Consider the following 25385-nt stretch of genomic DNA (forward strand, 5'->3'; position numbering starts at 1 on the left):
TCCCTAACTTTTCTCTACTGGGCTCCCATGCAATTTGCCGACCGCCTCAACAACGTAGAAACCTCCGCCATCCGCGAGCTGTTCAAGCTGCTAGGCAAGCCCGGCATCATCAGCTTTGCCGGCGGCTTTCCAGACAGCGCCATGTTCGACGTGGCCGGCATCAAGGAGGCGGTGAACCTGGCGCTGACGCAAGAGCCCGGCGCCGCGCTGCAATACGGCGCCACCGAAGGCTACAACCCGCTGCGCGAACAACTCTCCGCCTTCATGAAAAGCAAGGGCGTAGACGTCAGCCCCGAGGGCCTGATCGTCACCACCGGCAGCCAGCAGGCACTTGATTTGCTCGGCAAAACCATGATCAGCCCCGGCGACAAGGTGATAGTCGAAGCGCCCACCTTTTTAGCCACCATCCAGTGCTTTCGCCTTTATGGCGCAGAACTGATCAGCGCGCCGATAGACGCCGACGGCGTGAAGACCGACGAACTCGAAAAACTCATCGCCGAACACAAGCCAAAGTTTGTCTACCTGATCCCCACCTTCGGCAACCCCAGCGGCGCCACGCTAAGCCTGGAGCGCCGCAAAAAGGTGCTGGAGCTGGCCGTGAAGTACCAGACGCTGATCGTCGAAGACGACCCCTATGGCGACCTCTACTTCAATAAAGCGCCGCCGCCGAGCATCCTGTCACTCAGCAAAGACGTGCCCGGCAGCCGTGAATTGATCGCGCACTGCGGCAGCCTGAGCAAAGTGCTAAGCCCCGGCCTGCGCGTAGGCTGGATGATTGCCCCGGCCGAACTGCTGGCCAAAGCCACCATGTGCAAGCAGTTCAGCGACGCGCATACCAGCACGTTTGCCCAAGCGACCGCTGCGCATTACTTGAAGGCCGGGCGCATGCCCGCCACGCTGGCGAATGTGCGCAAGGTGTATGGCGAGCGGGCTGTTGCGATGGGCGCCGCGCTGAAACGCGAACTGGGCGACGCAATTGAGTTCACGCAACCGCAGGGCGGCTTATTCTTTTGGGTGCGGTTGACGGGGGCCGGCGGCAATACGAAAGACGCCGGCGAGTTTGCCAAGCGCGCGATTGAAAAGGGCGTGGCCTTTGTGCCGGGGGCGCCGTTTTATGCGGCTGATCCGGATGTGGCTACTTTCAGGCTCAGCTTTGCTACTGCGGATGTTGGGAAGATTGAAGAGGGCGTCGGGAGGTTGGGGAAGGCGATTTAAGCAGCTGCTCTGGCATTGTTGAATCCGCCTTAATGGTCGTGGTCGAGCCCAGCATGGGGAGCCAATTACTTGGGGATGGGGCGTTCTTATAGTGAGTGCCCTTTTTGCTGTGGCGTTTTGGCAAAGCCACTTTCCGCCGTGCATGAATGGCGTGTGATACGCGTCGCCGCAGCCAGCTCTTCATGCGCTCGTCATCGAATTAGATGAGAGTAGTTGTAGTGAACCCCTTACTATGTGTTCTTTGTATTTATAGCCCCCGTGTTATATGAACGGGGCGAAACCATGGAGGATTCAAATGCTCAGAAACGTTGCAAAGCATCACGGTGGAGGATGCGTCATGCTCGGACGCAAGTCGAGTGAAGGGACTATTGATGTGATTGGGAGTGCATTCTTATGCCATGCTAAAGGCTACTTGCTGACATGTGCGCATTCCATCAACCTAACCGATCAGCTTTGTTTTATTCCACCACTGCCGATCGATCAGTTCAATCCATCCCATTTGGAGCGTGTTAACGCTATATCAGTGACCGTTGCCCAATATGACGCCGTTAACGATGCCGCACTACTAAGAATTGCTGAGTCTGCTACCGCCCTTGTACCGGCGAACTTATTCGGCGATGAAGACCAGACACCGGTAGGCGCAAGCATTTGTTATCTAGGTTTTCCGTATGCCCATTCCGGGCAGCACGCACTTAAGGTGTCGGGCGGTGTAATCAGCTCGAAAGTCATTTCTGCTGCTGGTACGAAACAGTTTCAGTTCGACGCCATGGTTGAGGCAGGTAATAGTGGTGGCCCCTTAATTGATGTCGGCACAGGTCAAATCATCGGAATCGTTAGCGGTAGATTCAGTCCCACGGGTAATGGTGGCGGAATCCGAATTGGGAACCATGCCCTCGGAACCGAGAGCACTATTTCATACGCCACGGCCATCCGCTATGGACTGCAACTCATGAAAAGTGAGGGCCTAAATGGATGAGCTAACTTTTGATGCTGACAAGTTTCGGGAGGTGATCGCTGATCTGGTTCCTGCCCACCAGCGGATTCAAGTGACATCTGCCCTCGACTTGAAAGACCCGACGGAAGCTGACTTTGATCGATTAGGAACGGCGCTTACCGGAGAACAAGCGAATGCTGGTTTCCTTTTTTTGACGTCGACAGGAAATTCCTCGGGTAATAGTTTATGGTCAGCCATAAAAGGTGAAATTTATGACCTTTTCTGCACGAATTCCACAAGATACTCTGGAGAGCGAGCGGACGGACTACTTACTATCAAGAACACCATCACGGTGATCGCTACAGCCGTAGCCGCGTCATTCCATCTGGCACTCGGGGTAGTAGTGGGCGCTGTAACTTTGGCATTGATGTGCTTCCTCAAAGTCGGACGAAACGCTTGGTGTCTAGTCAATCACCCCGGCCCTATGGTGAGCGCTTAATATCGCCCGTCAATCCGAACCTCCCAGTTCTCATCATCAACAGGCTTGGGGCGCCAGCAGTGGCTCGAACTAAAAAGAAGTCACCGGGAGCAATTCGGTCATATTGTCTTGGCAGAGTTCGAAGCCGGCGGCTTGTGCCGTGATTTCAGCATATGGAGGCTTATTGGGGGCTCCAAGTGCCCTCAAGCCGCTAGCTTCGCACTCGCCAGCCGGTTCAAACTAACCCCTTGCTCCGCCGCCATCAATGCCAGGTTGCGGTGAAGCTGCGGCGGTATGCTAACCCTGAACTGACCGCTGTAATGCTTTTCAGCCGTGGGCACGGGCACGGGCTCATTACTGGCCTGCATGTCGGCCACCACGTCGGCGACGACTTTTCCAATATTTTTGAACGCGGCCTCAGGGGTTTTTGCCAGCCAGCTTAGCGAAGGAAATTCAGCGCACAGACCCAGATGCTCGTCGTCTTCGAGCGACCATGAGACGCGGTAGGTGTAGTGGTTGATGTTCATGATTTACCTTTCAGTTTGTCAATGGATTGCAGGACTTGCCGGACCTGGTAAGGCTTGGCCTTGCCTTTCGGGTTCTGGATATTGGCAGCTGCAGGGCAGCTTCAATTTCTATCGAAGTTACTGAGGTTTATCTAAGTTACTGCGATTTATCGTTGTTACTGGAGAAATGGATAACTTTTTCCCCGTGCTTTTGCGATGTCCGCAGATCACGATGATTGAGTCGTCGGCGAAAGCTGAGTGCTATAAAAATAATAGCTTCTCTAGCCCGATCCACTCGGTCTAGAGCCCTATTTAATCTAAAAATCAGCCAAAACTCCAATTCAGCCAGCCTCAATCCCGAATCAAACCCGCGATGGCGGCGCTGCAGGAGATGACGAAGCAACAGGCCGCAACGCAATCCACGCAATCAGCGCCAGCAAAGCCACCTGCAGCGGCAGCCGCAACACCAGCGCCCAGTAAGGCACAGACGGAAAAAGCCCAGGCTGCTGCAGCATGTAGATGTGCGCCGGGGTCACCGCCAGCGTCAGGGCGAACAGTCCCCAGGCGGCGGCGCGCCGGCTGGGCGGCCACAGCAGGGCAACGGCGCCCAGCATTTCGAAAGCGCCGCTGACCAGCACCGCGCCGCGCGGCCAGGGGATGTAGGGCGGCACGATGCGCATTTCGGCTTCGGTGAAAACGAAGTGCGCGATGCCGCCCAGCAAGAACCACAGAAAGATGAAGGCCAGGGCGGCGCGACTGGCGCGGCGTGATGGCATGCGCACTATGGCTCCCGTGCTGGCCGTTCGCAAACCATCAGCATGGCCACGCGATCGAGCGTTTGCAATTGCCGCACCGCGCGAAAGCCGGGCTGCTCATGGCAGCGGATCGCGCGCATTCAAGGCTCAATTCTTACTCCAGACCGCCAACTCGTAGCCGTCCGCATCCTTGAAGTGAAAGCGACGCCCGCCCGGAAAGGAATAGATCTCGCGGCAGATAGCGCCGCCGGCCGCCAGCACGCTGTCGCGCGCGGCTTCGAGTTTGTCGGCATAGAGGATGACCAGCGGGCCGCCGACGGGCGAGGGCGGCTCCATCGTCGTCAGGCCGCCTTTCATCGCGCCGTCCGAAAACTCGGCGTACTGCGGGCCGTAATCGGTAAAGGTCCAGCCGAAAGCCTGGCCGTAAAAGGCTTTGGCCTGGTCCAGGTCGCGCACGTTCAGCTCGATGTAGTTGATGCGGCAGTTTTCAGGCAAGGAGGGCATAGCAAATCCTTGGTGGTCGCAGTCTGTATTTTCTTCACAGATCAGCCAGCGGCCAGTCGCTGAAGGGGAAGGGTAAGGCTTCGGTGGCGAAGGATACAAAGGCCGCGATCTGCGCCAGGTAGCGGCCCACGCTGCGGCCAAAACCTTGCAGGCGCGGGTTGGGTGCGTCGCTGAAGATGGCAAACACCAGTTGCAGCAGGGCGACAGCGATCAGCACCCAGGTGGCCAGCTGGAAGGCAATACACATTAGCAGCATCAGCAGGGCGCGCAGCCAGAGTTTGCGCGGTGCAATGGTGACCAGGGCGTTGTCTGTCATGGCGGCATCCTTCAGGTTGGGTTAAATAGCGGCCGCTCACCACTGGTTGCGCAGCTCCCGCAGCTTTGTGAATACGGTTTTGGCGTCTGGCTGGTCCGGCAGGTCGGGGAAGTTTTCGCGCAGCCTGGCGATGACGCTGGCGCTGCTCAGGCGAAAGAAGGTGTTGATTAGCTTTTCTTGCGCCAGCGTGGTGACGGCGGAGCGCGCCGGGTCATGGTCGGTCACGCTTGGCAGCAGGGCTTTTGCGGCGGCGTTGTCGGGCTCGCGCGCCAGGGTGAATTTGAGGTTGTTCTCGATGTAGTCGTGGCCGGGATAGACCAGGGTGTTGTCGGGCAGCCGGGCCAGTTGTTCCGCGAAGGTGGCATACATGGCGTTGATGTCGCCACCGTTGTGCACGTTGCCGGCGCCGGCGTTAAACAGCGTGTCGCCCGAAAACAGCGCGGGCTGCTCGGTGTGCGAGCGCAGGCAGACATGGCACAGGGTGTGGCCGGGCGTGTCCAGGCATTCGAGTTCTACCGTTTTGCCTACTTTGATTACGTCGCCGGCTTTGACGCCCCGGTCCACGCCGGCGATGCGCCCGCCGGCGCGGTGATGGGCGATCAGCTTGGCGCCGGTGGCCGCGATCACGGCTTCGTTGCCGCCGGTGTGGTCGTGGTGCTCGTGGGTGTTGAGAACCTGGGTGATCTGCCAACCCTTGACCTTAGCGGTGGCCAGCGTTTTTTCATGGTCCAGCGGGTCAATCGCAAGCGCTTCGCCGGTCTCGGGGCAGGCGATCAGGTAGTTGAAGTTGCGGTAGGCGTTGGCGGTCCAGATGCGTTCGACGATCATCGCGGGCTCCAGGGAGTGGTTGCGGGTAAGCAGTTCATTCTAGGACCTGCCCCGCGGCGCTGGCGCACGGCGTCGGCCAGCTGTTCCAGCACGGCCACGGTGGCGTCCCATCCTATGCAGGCGTCGGTCACGCTCTGCCCATAACGCAGGCCCTGGCGGCCAGCGACGATGTCCTGCCGGCCTTCGACCAGGTGGCTCTCAATCATCAGGCCACAAATGCCGATGGAGCCGCTGGCGACCTGCTGCGCGATGTCGGCCGCAACGGCGGGCTGCCTGGAATAGTCCTTGTTGCTGTTGCCGTGGCTGCAGTCGATCATCAGCCGCGCCGGCAGGCCGGACTGGGCGAGCGCTGCAGTGGCGCGGGCCACGCTGGCGGCCTCGTGGTTGGGCCCGTCGCTGGCGCCGCGCAGCACCAGGTGGCCGTCGGGGTTGCCGGTGGTGGTGATGACGATGGCTTTGCCTTCAAGTGAAATGGTCGGAAAGCGGTGCGACTGGGCGGCCACATGGATGGCGTCTATGGCGGCGGCCACGCTGCCGTTGGTGGCGTTTTTAAAGCCCACAGGCGCCGACAGGGCCGAAGCCATCTGCCGGTGCAGCGGGCTTTCGACCGTGCGCGCGCCAATGGCGCCCCAGGTCAGCAGCTCGGCGTAATACTGGGGCGTCACCAGGTCGAGGATTTCCGAGGCGGCCGGCACCTGCAAACGCGCGCACTCCAGCAAGAGGCGCCGGGCGGCCCGCAGCCCTTCGCCAATGTCGCCCTGGCCGTCCAGGCCCGGGTCGTAAATCAGGCCTTTCCAGCCCATGCGGGTGCGCGGTTTTTCAAAGTAAACGCGCATCACCAGCAGCAGCGAATCGCCAAGGCGGCTGGCGACCTGGCGCAGCTGGGCCGCATACTCCAGCGCCGACGCGGGCTCGTGCACCGAGCAGGGGCCGACCACCACCAGCAGCCGCTCATCTTCGCCGCGCAGGATGGCGCGGGTGGCGACGCGCGACGCAGCGATAAACGCGGCCTCGGCCTCGCCCGCCGGCAGTTCGGCACGCAGCAGCCGGGGCTCCGGCAGCGGGTCTGCGCGGGCAATGTGAACGTCCGAGATGGGTGTCGGCATGAAAACTCCGTGGTTGAATCGATTTCTTGAGACCGTTACTTTATAGCCCACGCCAGTTGAAAGGTGGAAGGTGGAAGGTGGAAGGTGGAAGGGTGACAGGTGAGTCTGAACCTGATTTGGCATCCGCGTTGGCTGATGACTGCCTCGCGCGCATGAACAGCGGGCCAAACCGGCAATAACTGCCGTTGCTGGACTGCTATAAAAAAAGGAGCTGCTCCCGCCCGTCCCTATTGGGCTGCAGCCCGATTTACCCTGATTTTATGGCTGCAGCTGCCGCTTGTCGCCTTCCTTGCAACAACTGCCTGGCTTTTGATCCATATCAACGTCGAAGCGCGTCCCGCTACTAATATGGTTTCATGCACTCCATGACCGCCCGTGCCGGCTTCCACGTAGCGCTGGCCCCTTCGCTGATCCGCCGCGTCGCGTTCGCAGCCTTCGTGGCTGCGGCGACGTGGGCCCAGGCGCAGCCTGCGCCTGAAGCGGTTTCAACGCGCGGCCAATTGCTGTACTCGACCCACTGCATCGAGTGCCACACGACGCAGATTCACTGGCGCGCCCAGAGGCAGGCGTATGACTGGGTCACGCTGAAGGCGCAGGTGCGTCGCTGGCAGGGAACTACGGGCCTGGGCTGGAGCGAGGCCGACATTGATGACGTGGCCCGCCACCTCAATGACACGATCTACCAGTTTGCGCGACCAGTGAGTAGTGTCGGCAGCAAGCCCGGGGCTTGATCCGGCATCCAGGCTGCATGACTCACCGGTGCGGGTGGGCAGAGCTGGTCCGAGTTCGTTCATCGCGTGCTATGAAAATAATAGCTGCTAACGCCCGTACTGTATAGGCTAGCGGCATATTTGATGTCTAAATTGCACCAGCTGCCGTGCCAAGAGCCTGATTTGGCCTGGTCAATCCGGAAAAACGGGGTTGATGCGTTATTACGGCGCTGTCACCACGCTACTGCGCCGCCTGAGACACCAGTACCGGCATGTCGCGGTACAGCTCGGGCATCATGGTTTTGAGGTTGGCGATTTTTGGCAGGTCAAAGCGCGCGATGTAGGGCTGGCGCGGGTGCAACGTGGCGTAGTCCTGGTGGTAGCCTTCGGCCGGGTAGAAGGCCAGCGGTGGCGCCAGCGGCGTGAGCTGGGTCACGATCTTGCCGGGGAACGCCTTGGCGGCTTCCAGCTGCGCGATGTAGCGCTCGGCCACCTGCTTCTGGCTATCGTTCTGGTAAAAAATGGCAGAGCGGTATTGCGTGCCCGAGTCCGGCCCCTGGCGGTTCAACTGGGTCGGGTCGTGCACGACGGAAAAGTAAATCTGCAGCAGCTTGCCGTAAGAAACCAGCTTCGGGTCGTAGGTGATGTGGACGGCTTCGGCGTGCCCGGTACGGCCCGAGCCGATCATGCTGTAGCTGGCGGTGGCCTTGTCGCCGCCGGCGTAGCCGGAGACGGCATTGAGCACGCCCTGGGTGTGCTGAAACACCGCCTGCACCCCCCAGAAACAGCCGCCGGCAAACACGGCGATTTCCGGCGCGGCCGGCGCGGCAGTGGCGGAAGTGGCGGAGTCAAACGCCGGGGCGGGCAGCTTGACGGCCGCTTCGGTTGCCGCACTGCTGCTGATGCCGCCGCCCACGCCTGCACCCGCGTAGACCCAGGCCGACATGGCGATCACGCCGCCGACCATCAGGATTAACGAGTTGCGCATGATCACGTCGCCTTGAAGTTCATGGCCACGCCGTTCATGCAATAGCGCAGGCCGGTCGGTTTGGGGCCGTCGTCAAACACATGGCCCAAGTGCCCGCCGCAGCGCTGGCATAACACTTCGGTGCGCTTCATGAACAAGGTGGTGTCGCTTTCTTCCACCACCGCCTTGTCCAGCGGCTGCCAAAAGCTGGGCCAGCCAGTGCCACTTTCAAACTTGCTGGCAGATGAAAAAAGGGGCAGGGCACAGCCCGCGCAGCCGTAAACGCCGGCGCGCTTTTCCTGGTTCAAAGGGCTGCTGTGCGGGCGCTCGGTGCCGGCCTTGCGCAGGACGCGGTACTGGTCGGGCTGCAGCAGTTTTCCCCATTCGGCGTCGCTGCGCGTGACTTCATAACTTGGCGCCGCATGTGCGGGGCCGCTAGAGAACAGGCTACGCACGCCGGCAAGCGCTGCGGAAACAGTGCCAAGGCCTAGCAGCGTATTTAGAACATTTCTTCGGCTCATCATGGAGTTTCCTTTTGCTGGACCCATTGTGGCTTTGCTGTTGGTCAGTGTGGCGCGGTGTTTCTTACAGTCGCGACGCCAACAGGGCCAATTGGCGGCCAGCGAGCGACACAGAGCGACGCCAGGGCCGGCATTCTGGGAAAATCACAGCTGTCTGCTTAACGAAAACCTTTTATGCCCCTGCCTGCACCCCAAGCCCGAACCCACCTGCACACCCGCGCCGTCGTCTTTCGCGGCTACCACCGCGAGGACGGCCTGTGGGACATCGAGGCCGAACTGAGCGACACCAAAACCTATGCGCTGCAGCCTTTCGAAAGCCGCGACATGCCGGCGGGCACCCCGATTCACGGCATGTCCATCCGCGCCACACTGGACGACCAGCTGACGATTCGGGCGATCGCCAGTTCAAGTGACCACACGCCGTTTGCCGAATGCGGGCAAGGCACCGACCCGATGCAGCAGATGGTGGGCGTAACCATGGGGCCGGGTTGGCGCCAGGCCATAGAGCGGGCGCTGGGCGGCGTGCGCGGCTGCACGCATTTGCGCGAATTGCTGTTTAACATGGCAACGGCGGCCTACCAGACCATTCCCATATACCGCGACCGCTTGCGCCGCCAAGCCGGCCTGCCCGAGCCGCAAAGCGCCGAGCCGCCCTCACCGCCGTTTCACCTTGGCAAATGCATCGCCTGGGATTTTGATGGTGCGGCGGTGCAGCGCCACCACCCCGAGTTTGCGGGCTGGCAGCCGCTGAAGCGCAAAGTTTGAGCGGATCAAACTGGCGGCTTGCACCGTGATTTCGGGTGCTGCTGGCATCCGGTGATGGAGTCGCCAGTGGGCTCTGCCTGCTATGAAAATAATAGCTGCTTACGCCCGCACCATATAGGCTACAGGCCTATTTAGTCTAAATATTCGGCCAAACCCGAGGTTCAGACCGTCTAGAGCCCGTTACTGCCGGCTACGCGTCTGGCGTCAAGCTGGCAGGACACTTCAACGCCGGTGCGCCTGCCGTCCGGATCAGAGGATGGCGTGGAGCAGGTAAAACGCGTTGTCTTTCAGCTTGTGCCACAGCCCGCGTTTCTTCCACGCCTCGAGCTTGATTTCCTTGCACTTCGGCGTGTACTTTTCGAAGACAGCATCAAGCCGCTGCGCCACGGCGGCGTCCAGAATGCCTAGGGTAATTTCGTCGTTGGTGTCAAAAGACCGGTCGTCAAAATTGCTCGAACCGATGGCGCTCCAGACGCCATCGACGGTCATCACCTTCTGGTGCAGCAGTGTGTGCGGGTATTCGAACAGGCGCACGCCGCAGCGCAGCAGCTTTTCGAAGTTGCGGTGGCCGGCGTGCTGCACCATGGGGTTGTCGGAGCCGCTGGTCGAGGGCATCAGTACGCGCACGTCGACACCACGCTTGACGGCTTCGCCAAATGCGTCTATCGCTTCGGGCTTGGGAATGAAATAGGGGTTCTGAATCCAGATGCGCTTGCGCGCCAGGCAGATGGCGGTGTGGTGAAGAATCTTCACGGCTGGCGCCGAGCCTTCCGGCTTCGCGTAGGCCGCATGAATCGTCACGTTGCCTGCCGCGGCTAAGTGAGGAAACACCGCGTCGCCGACGAACAGTTCGCCGGTTTGTCCGCCCCAGTTTTCGCTGAACGCGGCCTGCACGCTGTGCACGATGGGGCCGTGCAAGCGCACACTGAGGTCGCCGTAGTGTTCATGGTCCTGGGCGTCACCGAGCCAGCTGTCGACGATGCAATGGCCGCCGACGAAGGCTTCGCGGCCGTCAATGACCACGAGTTTTCTGTGATCGCGGTCGTTCAGCACGCCGATATTGCGAAACTTTTTTTCATGGAAGAAGGCGAGCTTGCAGCCGGCTTCTACCAACTGGCGACAAGCCGCTTCGCCCATTCTCCTGGAACCGGTCGCATCCAGAAGAACCCGCACTATTTTGCCGGCGCGCGCCCGCTCCGACAGCGCGTCGGCCACGCGCTGGCCCAGCACCCCTTCTTTCCATAAAAACGTTTCGAAGTGCACCGACTTCTGGGCGGCACCGATGCGCCTCAACAGCACCTCAAAAAAAGCACCGTTCTCAAGAACTTCGACCGAATTGCCGACAACGGTTGTGCTCAGTGTCAGGCCGGCAAGGGACGGAATAAGCTCGGCGATGGACGAACCACCTTCGATGCGCAGCTTCGGGCTGCGATGACGTCTGATGGACCAGATGACAATTACCAGCAGTGCGGCGACGCCAAAAAACACCAGCGCGGGAACGAAGGACAGTCCGCCTGGAAAGAAATCGGTCATCGTAGAAACACTCCATGTTGAGGAAAGGCAGGGCTGAAATGCGGCGTCGGTTCAGGTTCATTATGTGTGCCCGGTTGCAGGGCGTGGCGGCACGCCTGCTGCTGATCCGGCGGACTTGCCCCTTCCCGCCTGGAACGGCTCGGTGCGTCAAAATTGCACTATGAGCCTGCGCCGGGCATGAGGCCCGGGAATCCGCAGACTGCTATTGAATTAATAGCTGGTAACGCAATGAGTAAGAGGGCTGCAGACGTATTTGACTAACAAAACGACTCTGGTGGCAGATCGCTGCCGGCAGTTAGTGGTGAGTGCAGCCGCGCCGCGCCTCAGGCCGGGCGCAGCACCTTGGCCACCGGGTTGCTGCGCAGCCGGAATGCGTCGGGCATGCCAGAGCCCAGCAGGGGCCGCAGGTAGAGCCGAAACGCATCGGTCACGTCGGTGCCGCTGGCCGAGATGAATTCATCCTCCATCACCCGCGTTTTACCGGCCACGGCCTCCAATGACAGCAGTTCGTAGTCGACCGAATAAAAGCCGGTGCGTTTGATGGCGACCGAACCGTCGCGCTGGCCGCTCATGGCGAACTGCACAGCTTTTTCACCAACCTCGCGTGCTTCGCGCTGGTCGACATCAGAAACGCAGCCGATAAATGAGCGCTGCACGTAGCCCAGGGTATCGCCGCGCACGCGCTTGATGCCCAGCTGGCCCTTGATTTCTTCGCACAGCAGGTCGGCCAGCGCGCCGCTGCCGGACAGCTGCACGTTGCCGTGGGCATCGTGTTCGAGGTTCTTGGCAAGGCTGCTGGCAATCAGGTTGCCCGACGCGTCGTGTATGCCCTCAGACACCGCCACCACGCAGCGCCCGAGTCGCTGATAGGTGGCCTTGACATCGGCCAGGAAGTCGGCCATCACGAAGGTGCGCTCTGGCAGGTAAATCAGGTGCGGGCCGTCGTCGGAAAATTTTCTGCCCAGCGCGGAAGCGGCGGTTAAAAACCCGGCATGGCGCCCCATCACCACGGCTACATACACGCCGGGCAGGGCGGCATTGTCCAGATTGGCGCCGGCAAAGGCTTGCGCCACAAAGCGCGCGGCCGAGGGGAAGCCCGGCGTATGGTCGTTGCCGACCAGGTCGTTGTCTATGGTCTTGGGAATGTGCACGCAGCGCAGCGGATAGCCGGCCTTGTGCGCTTCGGCGCTGACGATGCGCACCGTATCGGACGAGTCGTTGCCGCCGATGTAGAAGAAGTGGCCGATCTGGTGCGCCTGCAGCACCTTGAAGATCTCTTGGCAATACTTGGCGTCGGGCTTGTCGCGTGTCGAGCCCAGCGCGGAGCCCGGCGTGCTGGCGACCAGTTCCAGGTTGTGGCTGGTCTCTTGCGTCAGATGCACGAAGTCTTCATTGACGATGCCGCGCACGCCGTGGCGCGCACCGTAAACATGCTCGACATTGCGAAAGCGCCGCGCTTCCAGCGTCACGCCAACCAACGACTGGTTGATGACGGCGGTCGGGCCGCCTCCCTGCGCTACAAGAATCTTGGTGGATGTCATGGTGTGTCCTGTGTGTTCGGTACTGTTCGGTGCCGTTCGATGGAAATGATCGTAGCACCGGCATCGGCTATGCAGCGCCTGGGCATTGAGCTCGAAAGTCATCCCCTCAGGCTGTCGGACAGCAGCCTGTTTTAGCACTCGTAACCTTGTGCCGTTGCGTCGGGGCGGCTACCATTCATCACCGGAAACGCATTGGGCGTGACTGAATATTAATTCGCATGCAGGAGTTCCCATGCCCCAGCTCATCGCGTCCGTCGAAGGTGTTGAAGTCGAACGCGTCAATCTAAAAAAAGAAAGCACGACGCTTGGACGCAAGCCGAATAACGACATCGTGCTGCACAACCCGGTGGTCAGTGGCGAGCACTGCGTGTTTTCGCTTCAGGGTATTGCGGACGTGACGATCGAAGACCTCGGCAGCACCAATGGCACTTATATCAACGGCCACATGATCAAGTCCCGGGAAGCGCTGAAGGACAAGGACATCATCACCATCGGCAATTTTCGCCTGCAGTATTTCACCGCCTCGGCTAGCGAGCAGCCGGGCGCGCCGCAACCGACAACGGCGATGTCGCTCGATGCACTGGGACTGCCCGGCACCTCGGGCGTGTTGCAGGCCTGTTTCAAGACACTGTCGGGGGACACCGCCGGACTGGAGCTGCCGCTGCTCAAGGCTGTGACGACGTTTGGCCAGCCGGGGGTCGCCCGCGTGTCGGTCTCGCACCGGCGTGACGGCTACTACGTGTCGCGCATAGACGGCGAGACCGTGCCCACGCTTAACGGCAAGACGATTGGGCCTGAGGCGGTTGCGCTGGCGCACAACGATGTGCTGGAGCTGGCAGGCACGGCGATGACATTTTTGCTTAACGGCAAATAAGCACTGGCGGGCAGGTACGCGCAGCCCGGTTGCGCCGTCATGGGCCGTCATGGGCCGTCATGGGCCGTCATGGGCCGTCATAATTCCACGATGCAGAGAAACCCTTCAGGCAGCGGGCTCGTCTATTCCACCGGCGCCGGGAGAATGTGCCCCGATTGCCGCCAACCGATCAGCGGCTGCGTCTGCCGGCAGGCGCAGAGTGTGGCGCCATCCGACGGCGTGGTGCGCGTCTCCAGATCGACCAAAGGCCGCGGCGGCAAGACGGTCACCGTGGTCAAGGGGCTGGCGCTCGATGCGCTGGCGCTGGCCCAGCTTGGCAAGCAGCTGCGGGCGGCGTGCGGCTCGGGTGGCACGGCGAAAGACGGCGTAATTGAAGTGCAGGGCGACCACTGCGAGCTGGTGCTGCAGACCCTGCAAAAGCACGGCTACGCGGCCAAACGGGCGGGCGGGTAAAGCGCTTGAACCCCGAAGACCTGCAACTCTTGCTGACGCGCGAAATGCCTTTTGGCAAGTACAAGGGGCGGTTGATTGCCGACCTGCCCGGCAACTACCTCAACTGGTTTGCCCGCGAGGGCTTTCCCAAAGGTGAAATTGGCCGCCTGCTGGCACTGATGCACGAGATCGACCACAACGGATTGTCGGCATTGCTCGATCCGCTGCGTAAGCGCTGAGATGGCTGCGCCACATCGTGCGGCTTGGGAGAAGCCAGCGCAGTCCCGCCCATGGCGCGCCACCGTAGGACCCGGAGCGCTATAAAAAACATAGCTGTTTACGCCCGTCTTTATTGGGCTAAAGGCCTTTTTATTCGATATTTTTGGCCGCCCAGGAGCTGCAGTACTGCCCGGCGATCGGGTGCGCTCAACTGCCACCAAACCAGTTGTAGCCCTGGTCTTCGCAGTAGCCGCCGGGTTAGGTGTTGGTGACAAAAGGCGCCTGGATGTGTTTGGGATTCTTGTAGTCCAGTTTGGTCGGCATGGCTAGGTCTGGGGCGGCGTGGCGACTTATCTGGCGGCTGTGGTGTCGTGTGCCTTGACCTTCTGGCTGATCCGCCTGTTCGGCGGTGATGCCCCGCGGCAGCTCAATGGCCGGCGGGCCAGGCGGCTGCTGGCGCGGCTCGATGCGCGACCTATCAGCGCCATCGTGCTGCTCAGGATGCTGCTGCAGACCGTGCCGGCGCTGAACTACACGCTGGCGCTGTCGGGCGTGAGTTTTCGCAGTTACCTCATACGCACCGCGCTGGGCCTGCCCCTGCCGATTGCCCTGTATCGCATCTTTTTTGCCTATCTGTCCAAGGCGCTGCACATCGCGGGGGTTTGAAGGGGGTGCCTGTTCGGCCGCCGATTGCTATTAAAAGCATAGCTGGTTGCGCCCGTTTTTATTGGGCTAGAGGCCTGTTAGACCTTGGATTCAAGGACGAATAAACTCAAACCTGTTGCCCTCGGGGCTCGAATGCGCCCTTTGCTTATTCATCCGATTGCCGATCAAAAGCGCCCCGGATTGACTGCCGGGACGCTCTGACGGCTTGCGCTGCAGGCTATTGGCAAAGGAAGGTTGCCACGCCCTGGTAATTGGCGCCATTGGCAAGGGTCACCTTATAGCCTGAAGCTACGATGTATTTACCGGTGCCGCCATCGCCCACCGCCAGCTGCGTGCCCGGGCCGTTGCCTAAATACGAGCCGGTAATTCCGCTCTGCGTGGGTGAGGAAATCGAGGTGTTTCCATTGACCGTGCCACTGCTGCCGCCGGCCTGCGCCGTCACGGTCACCACGATCGTCGTGATGGTCCCACTGAAGCTTAAGGTTGCCGTGGCGCTTGCGGTTCCGCTGTTGGCCGCACTGCCGGGCGTGCCGCCGCCCGTGTACGTGGGCGCCGTCATGCGCCCGGCAGCGCAGGAGGGCGCACCGGTGGTGGGCAGCGCTGCCAATTGGTTGAATACGACATAGTGGTAGGCGTCGTTGGAGGTGCCCGTCAGCGTTGTGCCACCAGAGGCACTCGTCACCGTGCCTTGCACCCAGCGGCCCTGGGCATAGTTGGCATCCCCGCTGATTTCGTGGGTCGCGGTCGGGCTGCCGGTTAGCGTGACGCCGGCCAGCTTGGTCACGGCACCTGTGGCGTCTTGCACCACCTGAGTTGCCGCGCCGAATGACTGCGAAGCAAGTCCGGCCAGCTGGTAGCGCAGGCTGGTGCCGGTTACAAAGGCGGCACTGACCGTACCGGTCAGACCAGACGCTTGGTTCAGGGGTGGGGAACTACAAACAAGGGGAGTCCGACGCTTTCGGCCACAGGCTTGAGTTGCGCGGCATAGGACGCCTCACCAACAAAACAAATTGGTTTTTTTGAACGCCCCGGTGCAGGTGCCAACTTGTCCAAAGCTGCCTGCAAGGTGGCAGCCGTTAGTTCGTCGCTTTCTCCAATGACGGCAAGGGCGGGTCGCGTCGGTTGCGACAAAACCTTGACCAGCGCATCCACCGTGATGGAGCCCCCCATCTTCATGGTTGCAGCTGCCATCTTGTTGGCGATGCCGCTTTTAGAAGAGGGCACTTCCAGAGCTATCCAATCAGTCGACTGGATTGCAGCCATGCAAGCAACAACTTTTATTTGCTGCGGACTGGGTTGCTTGCTCTGCTGGCCAGTGCCGGCGCATCCGGCAATAAAAACCAAGGAAATAAATAAGAGCAGACAGTGCAACATGGTTTTTTATTCTCACTTGTGATGAATGCAATTTTCAAGGTTGCAATGATTCGATCTTGATGGACTCGATCAGGTGGCGGAACATCGCCTTCATGCGGGCATGGGCTTCGGGATGTTGCATTGACTCCTGACTGGCACCCAGCTGCAGGGAAATGGTGTAGCCAGTATCGCCAATGGGCATGAGCCAGCTTTGAAACCATCCTCCCGCGGCACCGCGTGCTCGGGACGAAAGTTCTTGCTCCGGGACTTCTTGCACGGTCCAGACATTGCCCGCGACACGCTGCTCAGACCATTTTCCTTTTTGATTGAACTGCGTATTGAACGCCTTCCAAGTCTCCAGATCTCGCTTGTGCAGCCGCATCACCAATGAATGGCTGGTCGCGTACCAGGATTCAAAGCACAGCGACTGCAGCCCTGCCTCAATTTCTTCTTCGCCTGTTTTTTGCCGCACGCCGTTGACCTGACCATAGACAGGATTCATTACTTTAACGCTGCGAACAAAGCGGTCGAAGTTCCACTGCGGATGGGCGCCGCGTTGTTTTGTGCCACCACTGTCCTCATAAATGTCGTCGACGGCGTAAATCTCACCCTTATAGCGATCATTTTTTCGACCAAGCGTCGGCAATTTGCTGTATTTGCAATTACCTATAACAGGCCATTGATGCGTAACGCGATATTTATCGAGAAACTTAATGCGGTAGGTATCGTAAAAGCCCGTCAACGGCCCATCGAGCGCGCCGGGCTGCATATAGCGATCATCGTTACGTTTGACCTCTTGTTCTACTCCGCAAGCTGACAATGTGGCAAGCAGCGCAAGGCAACTGACAAAGATTGCTGTTTTATTTTCCACGGTCAACCTCACTTCGCTCCAGTGATTGGGTTGTCGTCACGAGCAACTTGCTGACCGCCTTTAAATTGAATCAGTCTGGCATTGCCCTCCGGAGTGCCTTGCGGTCCGTTACGCACAGGTGTCTCCACTTGTGAGCAATTATTGCCACCTGTACCGTAACAACTGTGCATGCTGTTGCTGGTGTCATATACCTGCCATAAGTCTTTTAACGTCCACACACCGGGGTTGCCGCCGGAGAACTTGGAAGTCGAAACGGGGTCGTTGCTGAAGTAGCTGTAGGTAATGCTGTCCCTTGCTTTTTCACCCGTGATCTTGACAGCCGCCTCCGTATAACTCTGCAAATCAGCCGCCCCGCCCACCCCACGCACCGATAGATTGGGGTTGGTAGAGGTTTTGCCGCTTTCATCCGGGCGATTAGCCAAAATCGTGAACGAACTCTCTTGAACCAGCGTACCCCGGCTGTGGCCCAGCGAATTGGTCGCTTTGTCTTCACGGCTGGACAGTGCGCCGGCATAGGTTTCGGCTGCATTCGTGTAGCCGAAGAAGTTGGCGGCGCCGTAGTCCATGGAATTGATCGCCTTTTCATAGGCCACGCCCATCAGTTCCGAGATGGAGTTTTGGGCCGGCTTAACGTGCATCAGATAAATGGTAGCAGGCTTATTTCCACCGGGGTTTTGGTCTGTCTTGTCAACGTTCGCTGCATTTTGATATGCCAACTCCACCGCGCGCTTTTCATCATTGAAGATGCCATTGACCGCCATCACCATGTCTGGACTGGCGTTGGCGGCGACTTCCTGCGGTGTGGCTGGACTGCGGCTGAGCTTGCTCGGGTCGGCCACACAGTTGGCCCCGGCCGGGCACTCCACTTTGAAGAACTTCGGCTTTTCTTGAAACCTTGATCTGTAAGTCTCGTCGGTGAAGGTGGTGACGATCTTGACCGCCTCCTGCTTAATCGCCCGTTCGGCCTCCACCGTCTGCTGCATGGCTTGCGCATCTTGCTTGACAGCCGCTGTCTGCGCAGTGGCAGTGTCCCGCTTCAGGCTGGCAATTGTTTTCTGGCCGGTCTTACCGGTTTTTGCCTGCTGCGCCGCTTCATCGGTGATGGTCACCGCGCCCGCACTCACCGCGCTTCTGGTTTGTCCCGAAGAGCTGCCCGATGCGCTGGCAGTGTTGAGCGCGTTGCCCGCCACCGCTTTGGCCGCGCCATACTTGCCCTGGCTCAGCATGTCCGAGCTCAGGCTGATGCCGCTGCTGCTGGCGCTCGCCTCTGATTTGTTTTGAAGATCGCTGGTGGTGAGCGTGCCGGTACCCAAGCGGTTTTTATTGTCTGCGATAGCCTGACCCGTGCTGGCAATGACAGCGCCTTTCAGATCGGTATGGCCTTTGACGCTGACATCGAATCCGCCGTCACCCGCCTTGATGCCCGACTGTTCGGTCACGCTGGCGTAGTTGTTGCTGCTGCTGCTCTTGCTGGCACTGACACTACCGCTGATGGCGCCAAAGCCGATGCTCAGGCTGCCGCCCATACTTTGCTGTTTGCTGTTGTAGATGCTGGTGTCCTGCAGGCTCTCGATAGTCAGGTTGCCGCCCACGTCGGCTTTGACGGTATTGGCCGCTATGACTGCACCCTGCAAGGTGGTGTCACCGCCGGACTTCAGGGTAACGCTGTCGCCTGCTTTGTTGCCTGCTTTGATTTGGGTATTGCTGTAGCTGGTGTCCGCGCCATCGGCCTTGCCCTTGGCCCCGCTGGCGCTGACGTTGATCATGAAACCATCGGTGCCGTAGCTGATTCCGATGCTGCCGGAGGTGTTGGCGCTACCGTTGCTGAACGTCTGGTTGGTGGCGCTGCTGGTGGTGGTCTGCACGTTGAGGTCGCGCCCGGCAGTGGCGATGAGGGCGCTGCCCGCGTTTATGAGGGTTTGGTACTCCTGCTCGTCGCTGCCGTAATCGTCCAGGAACCTGCGGCTGGTGAGCAGGCTCACTTGCTCTCTGATCAAAAGCGCTGCTCGTGGAAGCCGTTGCCTGTTTTTTTAAGTGCTATCGAATTCGTAGCTGCTTGCGCATATAGAACGGCGGCTTCGGGCATTTTTCATGCTTGAAATGATGCTTTGGAGCATGGGTGCAGTGCTACCCAAACTCGCAGAGGCTGCAGGAAAAGGAAAACCCGGTTCCCCACCGAGTTGGTCGGCTCGACGCAAGCAACCGCCGCTGCCGTGAAAAACTCTGCACCGTTGGAACCCTGTCCGGAGTTCCCAGTTATAGCGCTGTTCAAAATTGCGGGGTCACTTTTGTCTGAATCTAGCCACTGGCGGTAGTTGGTCTGAAACGCTACCAAATTGATAGCTGCTTGCGCATGTTCTGCCTGAGGCGGAGGCACTTTTGATGCATAAGGCGCATGGATTGAGCACGCACAACGACTGCGGCGGTGTGGCCTGTGCCTTGCGCCAGATGCGTCGGACTCGCTGCAACTGTGGGCAGTTTCGGCCACTGCCATCAAACAGCATCTGGTCCTGTTGACGACGAGGCGGTGGGTTTTTGAGGTTCATCCGCGCTGGGGACAGTCGGGCTGATACTTGCGCTTTTGGCAGGCGCTATGACCAGGCTTGCCACGCAATTCCTACTAGTCCTAGAAAGAAAATGCCAACCGAAACCCAAAGCACGAAGGTGCGACCGCTGACATTTCCGCTAGCTTTCAACTCGAAAAACTGATAAGGCCACATGTCATGATCCTTGAAAAATGCGTATACGTTCCAGCAGCATAGGCTGGTCCATACCAATATCGCCAATGCGCCATAGTTGCTCAAGGATGCAAAAAAGTGCAGAAATATTGAGGAAGAAATCATCGTGATGAGAAGCAATTTCATCGCACGGTTATTTTTTAAAGGCGTTTCTTTCTCCCTCACATGTTGAACTGGTTTATTGGCAAACGGCTTAACGCCGAAAATTGCGGCCTGTGCAGAGTAGTACCCAATCGCACCTAGGCCCAACCCCAAGCAAGCCGCAACCCACATGACAGTTTTTTCATGGATGAATAGGACCGATAAAAAGATGGCGCCAGCGCCAACAAAACTGAGTCCGGTTCTTATCCAAAAGTGCAAGTTTCCATCTTTAACGATTTTCATCTGCCTACCTTATCTTTCGCGCTTTGTATCAAACCCAGATTTTTCAAATACTCTGCAAACTCATCCGCTGGCCGCTTGCTGGGTTGAAAATTATTCTGGATAGGTGTTTGTTCATGGGTCATGACCGCCATGTCCCATACAATCAAAGGCTACTTGAATTCAAAACGAACATCTTTGACGACTTGAAATTTGCCCCAATAGAAATTACAAAGTCGTGCGATTTCCATTCCGTCTTTGCTTTCAGGAGCGCAGCCTCCCGTAATTTTTACTGAGGAGACGTCCTGCTTTGACAGGGGAAACTCAATGGAAGGGCCCGAAGGAACGGCGTGTTCTATTTCAACTTTTTCCGAGAAGTCATCCACCAACGCGAAAATTAATACCTTGTCTGCTTTCAGTGTGTACAAGTCATGTTGGAACGCAGCTCCGCGAAGCAGACACATTTCAATCACTGATTTTTCAACCGTTTGCTGTTTGCATTCTGGGGGCTCTGCCGAGAACACCGAAGAGGAGGTCAATGCGATTAGGCAGATTAGATGCTTTAACATTTTCATGGTTATATTTATTTTTAGTTCGCTAATTGATTCAGCTGAGTCAAGCACCGTCGGGCTGAGTTGTCACTTGTCCTTAGTCGCTTGGCCTTCTGGATCTTCTGGTGTTTTGTAACTCTCTTTGGCTTTGCGCCAGCCTAATGGGTCGCTAGTGAAAGGCGGCTGTAGATCAAGTGCCCGCGCACGCGCTTCACATCCCGCCAAGCCCACAAGTACCAATCCAATTATCAGAAAAATTATATAAATTATTTTTGGCGGCTCAAGCCACACGACTAACCCAACGATAGCTACGCCTGAAAATAGGCATGAAAAGGAGCCTATTTTGGTAAACCAGCCATCCTTCAAAAATAGTTCTATTTTCATTTTTTTACCCCTTCGGTTGAAGGATTAAGAAACTCATTAATGCGTGTGCTGATGCTTTGTACCGTAGAGCTACTTTTTACAGCCTCGATAATTTCATTTGTGAGTGGTGCGACTACCTTTCCTCCCGGTAACGGCTCAATGCTCACCCCGACACCAAAGCCAATCAGATTGGCAGACGTTTGTCCAACATTGGGCTTCATCACCTGCTCCACAACATCCGCACCAAAGCCAATGACAGTAGCACCGACTGCAACGGCTTTTGCGGATTGTCCGTAAGGACCAACCTGACTGCTGACGGCAACCGCACCCGCCGCAACCACCCCCGCTTGCCGGCTCAAAGTAGATGCCCCATCAGCAATAGCCTCTCGCGTCTGCTGGCTCAACGGCGCATTTTGCTGCGCTCCAACCCCCGACCTGCAAGCCAGATCATTGTTTGCACAATTGGCCGTTTGTGACTGCATGGCCGTTGGTGTGTTGGTGAGAGTTGGCGCATTCGAGCTTGTGCTGCTCAGAGTGTATTGCGACTGACCGGGAATGAAACCCGAGCCGTCTTTGGTGTTGGCAATGATGAACAGCTGAATCTCTGCGTTGGCTTGGCCCGTTTTCTCAATCACAACCGTGCCACCGACGATTTTGGGCATGCCCGGGTCCTGACTGAGGTTGCCAGCAATCGCTTCGGAGTTATTCAGCACTTCGATCTTGTTCGCCTTAACGCCCGACGCCTCGTTGCCCATCAGGCGCATCTGCTCCTCAATCTGTTCCTTGGTGTACTTGCTGCCGCTCTTGGCCGCCAGTTCCTGGGCTTTCTTTTGCTCCGTCGGATGCAGTTGCCGGTTATTGGCATCCACCGTCAGCGCAGTTGCCGCCCCCTGCGCGCCACCGACTGCCGCACCCACCCCCGCTGCGGTCAAGGCGGTAACGCCCTGGGCAATGCCTTTGGCCGCGTTGGGACTCAGGCCCGCCGTCTGCAGGCGCTCCTGAATGCCGTCCTGCAACTGGTTCATCAGCGGCGCTGCGCTGGCGCTGGTGGCCGCGCCTGCCGCGCCGCTGGCGCCTCCACCCAGCGCACCAGCGGCGGTGTGCAGCGCGATGCGGTAAACGCCGCCTTCATCCCACTTTTTGGCTTCTTCCTCGTTGTTTTGTTTTCTGAGGTCTGCGGCCTGGCCCGCCGCATAGCTGGCCACCGCCTTGGGCGCTTCCTTGCTGAACGCCTGGGTGATCTGCATTTGCGCGTTGACTTCCTTTTGCACCTTGTCGGCGTCAAAGATCCTGCCAAGGCCGGTGGGCGCGTCGGTGCTCCGCACGGCGGTGTTGCCGGCAATGCCCGAGATGCCGCTGCTGGTCGTGCTGGAGGCACTGCCCTTGTCGCTGCCTATGCCCGCGCCGACGCCGCTCATGCTGGCGGTGCTGCCCTGCTGGCCGGCCCCTACGCTCAGGCTGGCGCTGCTGGCTTTGTAGTCGGCTTTGTTCTGGAGGTCGCTGGTGGTGAGGCTTGCCGTAATGAAAGTGTTCTTGTTGTCCTGTACCGCTTGGTCGGTGCTGGCAATCACGGCGCCTTTCAGATCGGTGTTTCCCTTCACATCGACCTGAAACCCGCCGTCGCCGGCCTTGATGCCCGATTGCTCGGTCACGCTGGCGTAAGTGCTGTTGATGTCGCTTTTGCTGGCGCTGAAGCTGCCGCTCATCTTGCCGTAGCCCACCGAGACGCTGCCGCCCATGCTTTGCTGCTTGCTGGCGTACTGGCTGCTGTCCTGCAGGCTCTCGATGTTGAGGTTGCCGCCCACGTCGGCTTTGACGGTATTGGCCGCTATGACTGCACCCTGCAAGGTGGTGTCACCGCCGGACTTCAGGGTAACGCTGTCGCCTGCTTTGTTGCCTGCTTTGATTTGGGTATTGGTGTAGCTGGTGTCCGCGCCATCGGCCTTGCCCTTGGCCCCGCTGGCGCTGACGTTAACCATGAAACCGTCGGTGCCGTAGCTCACGCCGATGCTGCCGGAGCTGCTGGTGTTGGTGTCGGTCTGGCTTGCGTTGTTCGCTGCTGCCAGCAGCCGGATGTCGTGGTCTGCACTGAGCTGGACAGACTGGCCGGCCGCTACCGTGCTGCCTTGGATCAGCAGGTCGCTTGCCTTGCCGCCGCCGCTGGCGATGATGGCGATGTTGCCGCCGGCAGTCACGCTGGAGCCGCGGGCGCTGTCGCTCTGGCTTTGCTGCTTGCTCTCGCTTTTACTGCTGCCGTAGCTCAACGAGATGTTGATGCCGCCGGCTTTGTCTGCGGCAGTGGCATCGCGCGATCCGGTGGAATTGCCTTTGTCATCGAAAGTCGCGATCTGGCCTTGCTTGCCGTCTATAGTCGTGCCCTGGCCGGCTTTGACGGCGTTGGCGGCGTTGTTGGCGGCCAGGGCGCTGTTGGCCACGGCCAGGCCCTTCATGCGCCCGTCGCTGGTGTTGCCTGCCGCCTGGCCCATCTGCTGGGCAGTCTGCAGCGCGCTGATTACGGGGGAGGTGAGCTCCAGGCTCAAGCCGGACTGCTTGAACTTCTGCTCGCTCTGGCTGGCGCTGGTTTCCCGGCTTTCCGTGATGTCGACTTTTTTGGCCAGGATGGTGATGTCGCCGCCTGGCGCGACCACGTCGCTGCCGATTTGCGTGTACTGATTGCCCGCCATGATGGTGACGTTGCCGCCTATGCTGGCCACGGTGCTGGCTGCGGCCGTGGTGGAGCGGTCTTGCTGCGCCAGGGATTGCTCGCGCGTGCCGATGGTGATGCCGATGCCGCCGCCGTCGAGCAGGCCCGAGGTGGTGGTTTGCTTGAAGCTGCTGCTGGCCTGGCTGCTCTGCGCGGCCGCTACCGTGATGTTGCGCTTGGCGATCAGGGTGGTGGCGCTGTCCGAGACGATGTTGGAGCCCTCGACGCTGAGGTCCTGCCCGGCCACCACGGTGATGGTGTTGCCGCCCAGGCTGGCGCCGACAGCGCTGGCCTGCTGGCTGGCGCGGCGCTCTATGGTGCTGGTGGAGCTGAAGAGGTCGCTTTCGCTGGTGGTCAGGCCAAAGCTGTAGCCATTGCTTTTTTGGCCTGCCGTGATGTTGACGTTGTTGCCGGCCGTGGCCAGCAGGGCGCCTTGCGCCTGCACACTGGCGGCCTTGGCGTTCAGGTCAACGCCGGCGGCCAGGCGAAGGTTACCCGCGGCCTGGATCTGGCTGCCGAGCTCGGCGCTTTGGCTGTCTTTGAGGTAGTTGTCGGCGTCGCGCACCAAGGCGCTGCTGCTCGATGTGTTGACCACGCCCAGGTTGAGGTTGCGCCTGGCGTCGATGACGGTAATGCCGCCCTGGCCGCTGTTGGCGATGACGCCTGCGATCAGGTTGACATCGCGCCCGGCGCTGGCCACCAGCACGCCGCCCGGGTTGCTGACATACAGCCCGGCCACGCGGTCAATGCCGGTGCGGCTGAAGGTGTTGGCGCTGCCGTTGCTGAACGTCTGGTTGGTGGCGCTGCTGGTGGTGGTCTGCACGTTGAGGTCGCGTCCGGCAGTTGCGATCAGTGCGCTGCCCGCGGCGATCGTGCCGCCCAGGTTGTTGAGATCGGTTCTGGCGGTGACGGAGACGGCATCGCCCGTGATGCGCCCGCCCAAGTTGTGCACGTTGTCTGCTGTGAGGCTGACGATGCTGCGCCCTGCGATGGTTCCACTGTTGGTCAGGTCACCGCTGAGGTTCAGGTTAATGCTGCTGCCGGCGAGCAGCGCGCCGCTGGGGGCAAGATCGCCGTCCTTGACGCGGACGTAGACCTGCGGCACCAGAGCCTTTTGCCGGGAGCCGTCTGCCAGCGTGACGTCCTGCTCGACCAGCCAGACGATGTCGCTGCTGAGTTGCGCCATCTGGGCGGCACTCAGGGCGATGCCGGGGCGCAGCTGGTGCTGCCCGGCATAGGTAATGCCTGCGTCCATCAGGGCCTGGTACTCCTGCTCGTAGCTGCTGTAGTCGGCCAGAAACCTGCGGCCGGTGAGCTGGGCGACTTGCTCCCTGACCAGGCGTTGCTCGTAGAAGCCGTCGCTTAATAATATTTGAAACGCTATTGAATTCATAGCAGATTGCGCCCGTATTGATTGGGCAGGAGGCAATTTTGATGCCTTAATCATGGCGGGTAAATCCCCCGCCGCTTGCGGCGTTTCTCTGCAAGGCGAACGCAAGTGAGCCGTATGGTGTTTGTGGTGTCTGATAACCCGCCCCTTGGGGCGGGGTCTTCATTAAGGTCTGCTCTGGCTGA

The 25385-nt window shown here is 59.5% G+C and carries 27 protein-coding genes and 1 pseudogene; 9 read left to right on the plus strand and 19 right to left on the minus strand.

The features are described 5' to 3' along the window. Positions 1–27: 27 nt before the first annotated feature. The 3 genes from HHJ18_RS12850 to HHJ18_RS12860 all read left to right on the plus strand — a co-directional run bounded on the left by HHJ18_RS12850 (position 28) and on the right by HHJ18_RS12860 (position 2648). Positions 28–1215, plus strand: coding sequence for a PLP-dependent aminotransferase family protein (locus HHJ18_RS12850; protein ID WP_296915870.1), 1188 nt, complete (start codon positions 28–30; stop codon positions 1213–1215). A 337-nt stretch (positions 1216–1552) separates the two neighbouring features. Further along, complete coding sequence (locus HHJ18_RS12855) at positions 1553–2191, plus strand: serine protease (RefSeq protein ID WP_296915872.1); 639 nt, start codon at positions 1553–1555, stop codon at positions 2189–2191. Next, complete coding sequence (locus HHJ18_RS12860) at positions 2184–2648, plus strand: hypothetical protein (protein ID WP_296915873.1); 465 nt, start codon at positions 2184–2186, stop codon at positions 2646–2648. The genes HHJ18_RS12855 and HHJ18_RS12860 overlap by 8 nt, the downstream gene beginning before the upstream one ends. 182 nt (positions 2649–2830) lie before the next feature. Here HHJ18_RS12860 and HHJ18_RS12865 read toward each other — a convergent pair whose 3' ends face one another. The 6 genes from HHJ18_RS12865 to HHJ18_RS12890 form a co-directional block, all read right to left on the minus strand. Then, a complete protein-coding gene (locus HHJ18_RS12865) occupies positions 2831–3154 on the minus strand; it encodes a toxin-antitoxin system HicB family antitoxin (protein WP_296915876.1) in 324 nt (107 codons plus the stop codon). Between the two features lie 341 nt (positions 3155–3495). Continuing rightward, positions 3496–3909 carry a hypothetical protein gene (locus HHJ18_RS12870; protein WP_296915878.1) on the minus strand — a complete coding sequence of 138 codons (414 nt, stop codon included), beginning with the start codon at positions 3907–3909 and terminating at the stop codon, positions 3496–3498. A gap of 126 nt (positions 3910–4035) precedes the next feature. Then, on the minus strand, positions 4036–4392 hold the full coding sequence (locus HHJ18_RS12875) for a VOC family protein (RefSeq protein WP_296915879.1): 357 nt from the start codon (positions 4390–4392) through the stop codon (positions 4036–4038). Between the two features lie 34 nt (positions 4393–4426). Then, a complete protein-coding gene (locus HHJ18_RS12880; RefSeq protein WP_296915881.1) occupies positions 4427–4708 on the minus strand; it encodes a DUF4389 domain-containing protein in 282 nt (93 codons plus the stop codon). A 36-nt stretch (positions 4709–4744) separates the two neighbouring features. Then, positions 4745–5536: a hydroxyacylglutathione hydrolase gene (locus tag HHJ18_RS12885; protein ID WP_296915882.1), complete on the minus strand. Its 792-nt coding sequence runs from the start codon at positions 5534–5536 to the stop codon at positions 4745–4747. Continuing rightward, positions 5533–6642, minus strand: a complete 1110-nt coding sequence (locus tag HHJ18_RS12890; RefSeq protein WP_296915884.1) for a 3-deoxy-7-phosphoheptulonate synthase — start codon at positions 6640–6642, stop codon at positions 5533–5535. Before HHJ18_RS12890 ends, HHJ18_RS12885 begins: the two co-directional genes overlap by 4 nt. 356 nt (positions 6643–6998) lie before the next feature. On the opposite strand from HHJ18_RS12890, the gene HHJ18_RS12895 reads away from it, so the two are divergent. After that, entirely contained in the window at positions 6999–7373 is a 375-nt protein-coding gene (locus tag HHJ18_RS12895) for a cytochrome C (RefSeq protein ID WP_296915886.1), read from the plus strand. A 220-nt stretch (positions 7374–7593) separates the two neighbouring features. Here the strand turns inward: HHJ18_RS12895 and msrA are convergent, their stop codons facing one another. Further along, positions 7594–8298, minus strand: coding sequence for a peptide-methionine (S)-S-oxide reductase MsrA (gene msrA, locus HHJ18_RS12900; RefSeq protein ID WP_296916604.1), 705 nt, complete (start codon positions 8296–8298; stop codon positions 7594–7596). A gap of 44 nt (positions 8299–8342) precedes the next feature. Next, positions 8343–8843 carry a peptide-methionine (R)-S-oxide reductase MsrB gene (gene msrB / locus HHJ18_RS12905; RefSeq protein WP_296915887.1) on the minus strand — a complete coding sequence of 167 codons (501 nt, stop codon included), beginning with the start codon at positions 8841–8843 and terminating at the stop codon, positions 8343–8345. A gap of 171 nt (positions 8844–9014) precedes the next feature. Here msrB and HHJ18_RS12910 point away from each other — a divergent pair, with 171 nt between their 5' ends. Beyond that, complete coding sequence (locus HHJ18_RS12910; RefSeq protein WP_296915888.1) at positions 9015–9605, plus strand: DUF2889 domain-containing protein; 591 nt, start codon at positions 9015–9017, stop codon at positions 9603–9605. A 249-nt stretch (positions 9606–9854) separates the two neighbouring features. Here the strand turns inward: HHJ18_RS12910 and HHJ18_RS12915 are convergent, their stop codons facing one another. Both HHJ18_RS12915 and HHJ18_RS12920 read right to left on the minus strand, forming a co-directional pair. Next, positions 9855–11138 (minus strand): phospholipase D-like domain-containing protein, encoded by a 1284-nt coding sequence (locus tag HHJ18_RS12915; RefSeq protein WP_296915890.1) that lies wholly within the window; start codon positions 11136–11138, stop codon positions 9855–9857. Between the two features lie 323 nt (positions 11139–11461). Continuing rightward, positions 11462–12679: a 6-phosphofructokinase gene (locus HHJ18_RS12920; protein WP_296915892.1), complete on the minus strand. Its 1218-nt coding sequence runs from the start codon at positions 12677–12679 to the stop codon at positions 11462–11464. Positions 12680–12911: 232 nt separating this feature from the next. Here HHJ18_RS12920 and HHJ18_RS12925 point away from each other — a divergent pair, with 232 nt between their 5' ends. From HHJ18_RS12925 to HHJ18_RS12940, 4 genes are all read left to right on the plus strand, one after another. Continuing rightward, the gene (locus HHJ18_RS12925; RefSeq protein ID WP_296915893.1) at positions 12912–13553 is read left to right on the plus strand and encodes an FHA domain-containing protein; all 642 of its coding nucleotides are present in this window, start codon (positions 12912–12914) and stop codon (positions 13551–13553) included. Positions 13554–13643: 90 nt separating this feature from the next. Beyond that, positions 13644–14006 carry a translation initiation factor Sui1 gene (locus tag HHJ18_RS12930; RefSeq protein ID WP_296915895.1) on the plus strand — a complete coding sequence of 121 codons (363 nt, stop codon included), beginning with the start codon at positions 13644–13646 and terminating at the stop codon, positions 14004–14006. Positions 14007–14011: 5 nt separating this feature from the next. Beyond that, positions 14012–14224, plus strand: coding sequence for a DUF3820 family protein (locus tag HHJ18_RS12935; RefSeq protein WP_296915896.1), 213 nt, complete (start codon positions 14012–14014; stop codon positions 14222–14224). A 322-nt stretch (positions 14225–14546) separates the two neighbouring features. Further along, positions 14547–14870, plus strand: a complete 324-nt coding sequence (locus HHJ18_RS12940) for a VTT domain-containing protein (RefSeq protein ID WP_296915898.1) — start codon at positions 14547–14549, stop codon at positions 14868–14870. Positions 14871–15087: 217 nt separating this feature from the next. Here the strand turns inward: HHJ18_RS12940 and HHJ18_RS12945 are convergent, their stop codons facing one another. From HHJ18_RS12945 to HHJ18_RS12980, 9 genes and pseudogenes are all read right to left on the minus strand, one after another. After that, positions 15088–15675 carry a hypothetical protein gene (locus tag HHJ18_RS12945; RefSeq protein ID WP_296915900.1) on the minus strand — a complete coding sequence of 196 codons (588 nt, stop codon included), beginning with the start codon at positions 15673–15675 and terminating at the stop codon, positions 15088–15090. A 113-nt stretch (positions 15676–15788) separates the two neighbouring features. Further along, on the minus strand, positions 15789–16244 hold the full coding sequence (locus HHJ18_RS12950) for a hypothetical protein (RefSeq protein ID WP_296915901.1): 456 nt from the start codon (positions 16242–16244) through the stop codon (positions 15789–15791). A 34-nt stretch (positions 16245–16278) separates the two neighbouring features. Further along, a complete protein-coding gene (locus HHJ18_RS12955; RefSeq protein WP_296915903.1) occupies positions 16279–17094 on the minus strand; it encodes a hypothetical protein in 816 nt (271 codons plus the stop codon). 8 nt (positions 17095–17102) lie between these two features. After that, positions 17103–19076 (minus strand): hemagglutinin repeat-containing protein, encoded by a 1974-nt coding sequence (locus HHJ18_RS12960; RefSeq protein WP_296915905.1) that lies wholly within the window; start codon positions 19074–19076, stop codon positions 17103–17105. 107 nt (positions 19077–19183) lie between these two features. Continuing rightward, a pseudogene (locus HHJ18_RS20985) lies at positions 19184–19618 on the minus strand (hypothetical protein); the annotation flags it as partial. A gap of 67 nt (positions 19619–19685) precedes the next feature. Then, entirely contained in the window at positions 19686–20216 is a 531-nt protein-coding gene (locus HHJ18_RS12965; protein WP_296915906.1) for a hypothetical protein, read from the minus strand. A gap of 149 nt (positions 20217–20365) precedes the next feature. After that, positions 20366–20767, minus strand: a complete 402-nt coding sequence (locus HHJ18_RS12970) for a hypothetical protein (RefSeq protein WP_296915907.1) — start codon at positions 20765–20767, stop codon at positions 20366–20368. Positions 20768–20830: 63 nt separating this feature from the next. Next, a complete protein-coding gene (locus HHJ18_RS12975) occupies positions 20831–21127 on the minus strand; it encodes a hypothetical protein (RefSeq protein WP_296915908.1) in 297 nt (98 codons plus the stop codon). Beyond that, positions 21124–25203, minus strand: coding sequence for a hemagglutinin repeat-containing protein (locus tag HHJ18_RS12980; RefSeq protein ID WP_296915910.1), 4080 nt, complete (start codon positions 25201–25203; stop codon positions 21124–21126). The genes HHJ18_RS12975 and HHJ18_RS12980 overlap by 4 nt, the downstream gene beginning before the upstream one ends. Positions 25204–25385: the final 182 nt, after the last annotated feature.

Origin of the sequence: Polaromonas sp., assembly GCF_012927455.1 — a bacterium.
GTDB lineage: Bacteria > Pseudomonadota > Gammaproteobacteria > Burkholderiales > Burkholderiaceae_C > Polaromonas.

Excerpts from the sequence above, each read along its gene's own strand:
- HHJ18_RS12850 (WP_296915870.1), top strand. The coding sequence starts at position 28 with ATGCAATTTGCCGACCGCCTCAACAACGTAGAAACCTCCGCCATCCGC.
- HHJ18_RS12855 (WP_296915872.1), top strand. The coding sequence starts at position 1,553 with ATGCTCGGACGCAAGTCGAGTGAAGGGACTATTGATGTGATTGGGAGT.
- HHJ18_RS12860 (WP_296915873.1), top strand. The coding sequence starts at position 2,184 with ATGGATGAGCTAACTTTTGATGCTGACAAGTTTCGGGAGGTGATCGCT.
- HHJ18_RS12865 (WP_296915876.1), bottom strand. The coding sequence starts at position 3,154 with ATGAACATCAACCACTACACCTACCGCGTCTCATGGTCGCTCGAAGAC.
- HHJ18_RS12870 (WP_296915878.1), bottom strand. The coding sequence starts at position 3,909 with ATGCCATCACGCCGCGCCAGTCGCGCCGCCCTGGCCTTCATCTTTCTG.
- HHJ18_RS12875 (WP_296915879.1), bottom strand. The coding sequence starts at position 4,392 with ATGCCCTCCTTGCCTGAAAACTGCCGCATCAACTACATCGAGCTGAAC.
- HHJ18_RS12880 (WP_296915881.1), bottom strand. The coding sequence starts at position 4,708 with ATGACAGACAACGCCCTGGTCACCATTGCACCGCGCAAACTCTGGCTG.
- HHJ18_RS12885 (WP_296915882.1), bottom strand. The coding sequence starts at position 5,536 with ATGATCGTCGAACGCATCTGGACCGCCAACGCCTACCGCAACTTCAAC.
- HHJ18_RS12890 (WP_296915884.1), bottom strand. The coding sequence starts at position 6,642 with ATGCCGACACCCATCTCGGACGTTCACATTGCCCGCGCAGACCCGCTG.
- HHJ18_RS12895 (WP_296915886.1), top strand. The coding sequence starts at position 6,999 with ATGCACTCCATGACCGCCCGTGCCGGCTTCCACGTAGCGCTGGCCCCT.
- msrA (WP_296916604.1), bottom strand. The coding sequence starts at position 8,298 with ATGTCGGCCTGGGTCTACGCGGGTGCAGGCGTGGGCGGCGGCATCAGC.
- msrB (WP_296915887.1), bottom strand. The coding sequence starts at position 8,843 with ATGATGAGCCGAAGAAATGTTCTAAATACGCTGCTAGGCCTTGGCACT.
- HHJ18_RS12910 (WP_296915888.1), top strand. The coding sequence starts at position 9,015 with ATGCCCCTGCCTGCACCCCAAGCCCGAACCCACCTGCACACCCGCGCC.
- HHJ18_RS12915 (WP_296915890.1), bottom strand. The coding sequence starts at position 11,138 with ATGACCGATTTCTTTCCAGGCGGACTGTCCTTCGTTCCCGCGCTGGTG.
- HHJ18_RS12920 (WP_296915892.1), bottom strand. The coding sequence starts at position 12,679 with ATGACATCCACCAAGATTCTTGTAGCGCAGGGAGGCGGCCCGACCGCC.
- HHJ18_RS12925 (WP_296915893.1), top strand. The coding sequence starts at position 12,912 with ATGCCCCAGCTCATCGCGTCCGTCGAAGGTGTTGAAGTCGAACGCGTC.
- HHJ18_RS12930 (WP_296915895.1), top strand. The coding sequence starts at position 13,644 with ATGCAGAGAAACCCTTCAGGCAGCGGGCTCGTCTATTCCACCGGCGCC.
- HHJ18_RS12950 (WP_296915901.1), bottom strand. The coding sequence starts at position 16,244 with ATGTTGCACTGTCTGCTCTTATTTATTTCCTTGGTTTTTATTGCCGGA.
- HHJ18_RS12965 (WP_296915906.1), bottom strand. The coding sequence starts at position 20,216 with ATGAAAATCGTTAAAGATGGAAACTTGCACTTTTGGATAAGAACCGGA.
- HHJ18_RS12970 (WP_296915907.1), bottom strand. The coding sequence starts at position 20,767 with ATGAAAATGTTAAAGCATCTAATCTGCCTAATCGCATTGACCTCCTCT.
- HHJ18_RS12975 (WP_296915908.1), bottom strand. The coding sequence starts at position 21,127 with ATGAAAATAGAACTATTTTTGAAGGATGGCTGGTTTACCAAAATAGGC.
- HHJ18_RS12980 (WP_296915910.1), bottom strand. The coding sequence starts at position 25,203 with ATGAATTCAATAGCGTTTCAAATATTATTAAGCGACGGCTTCTACGAG.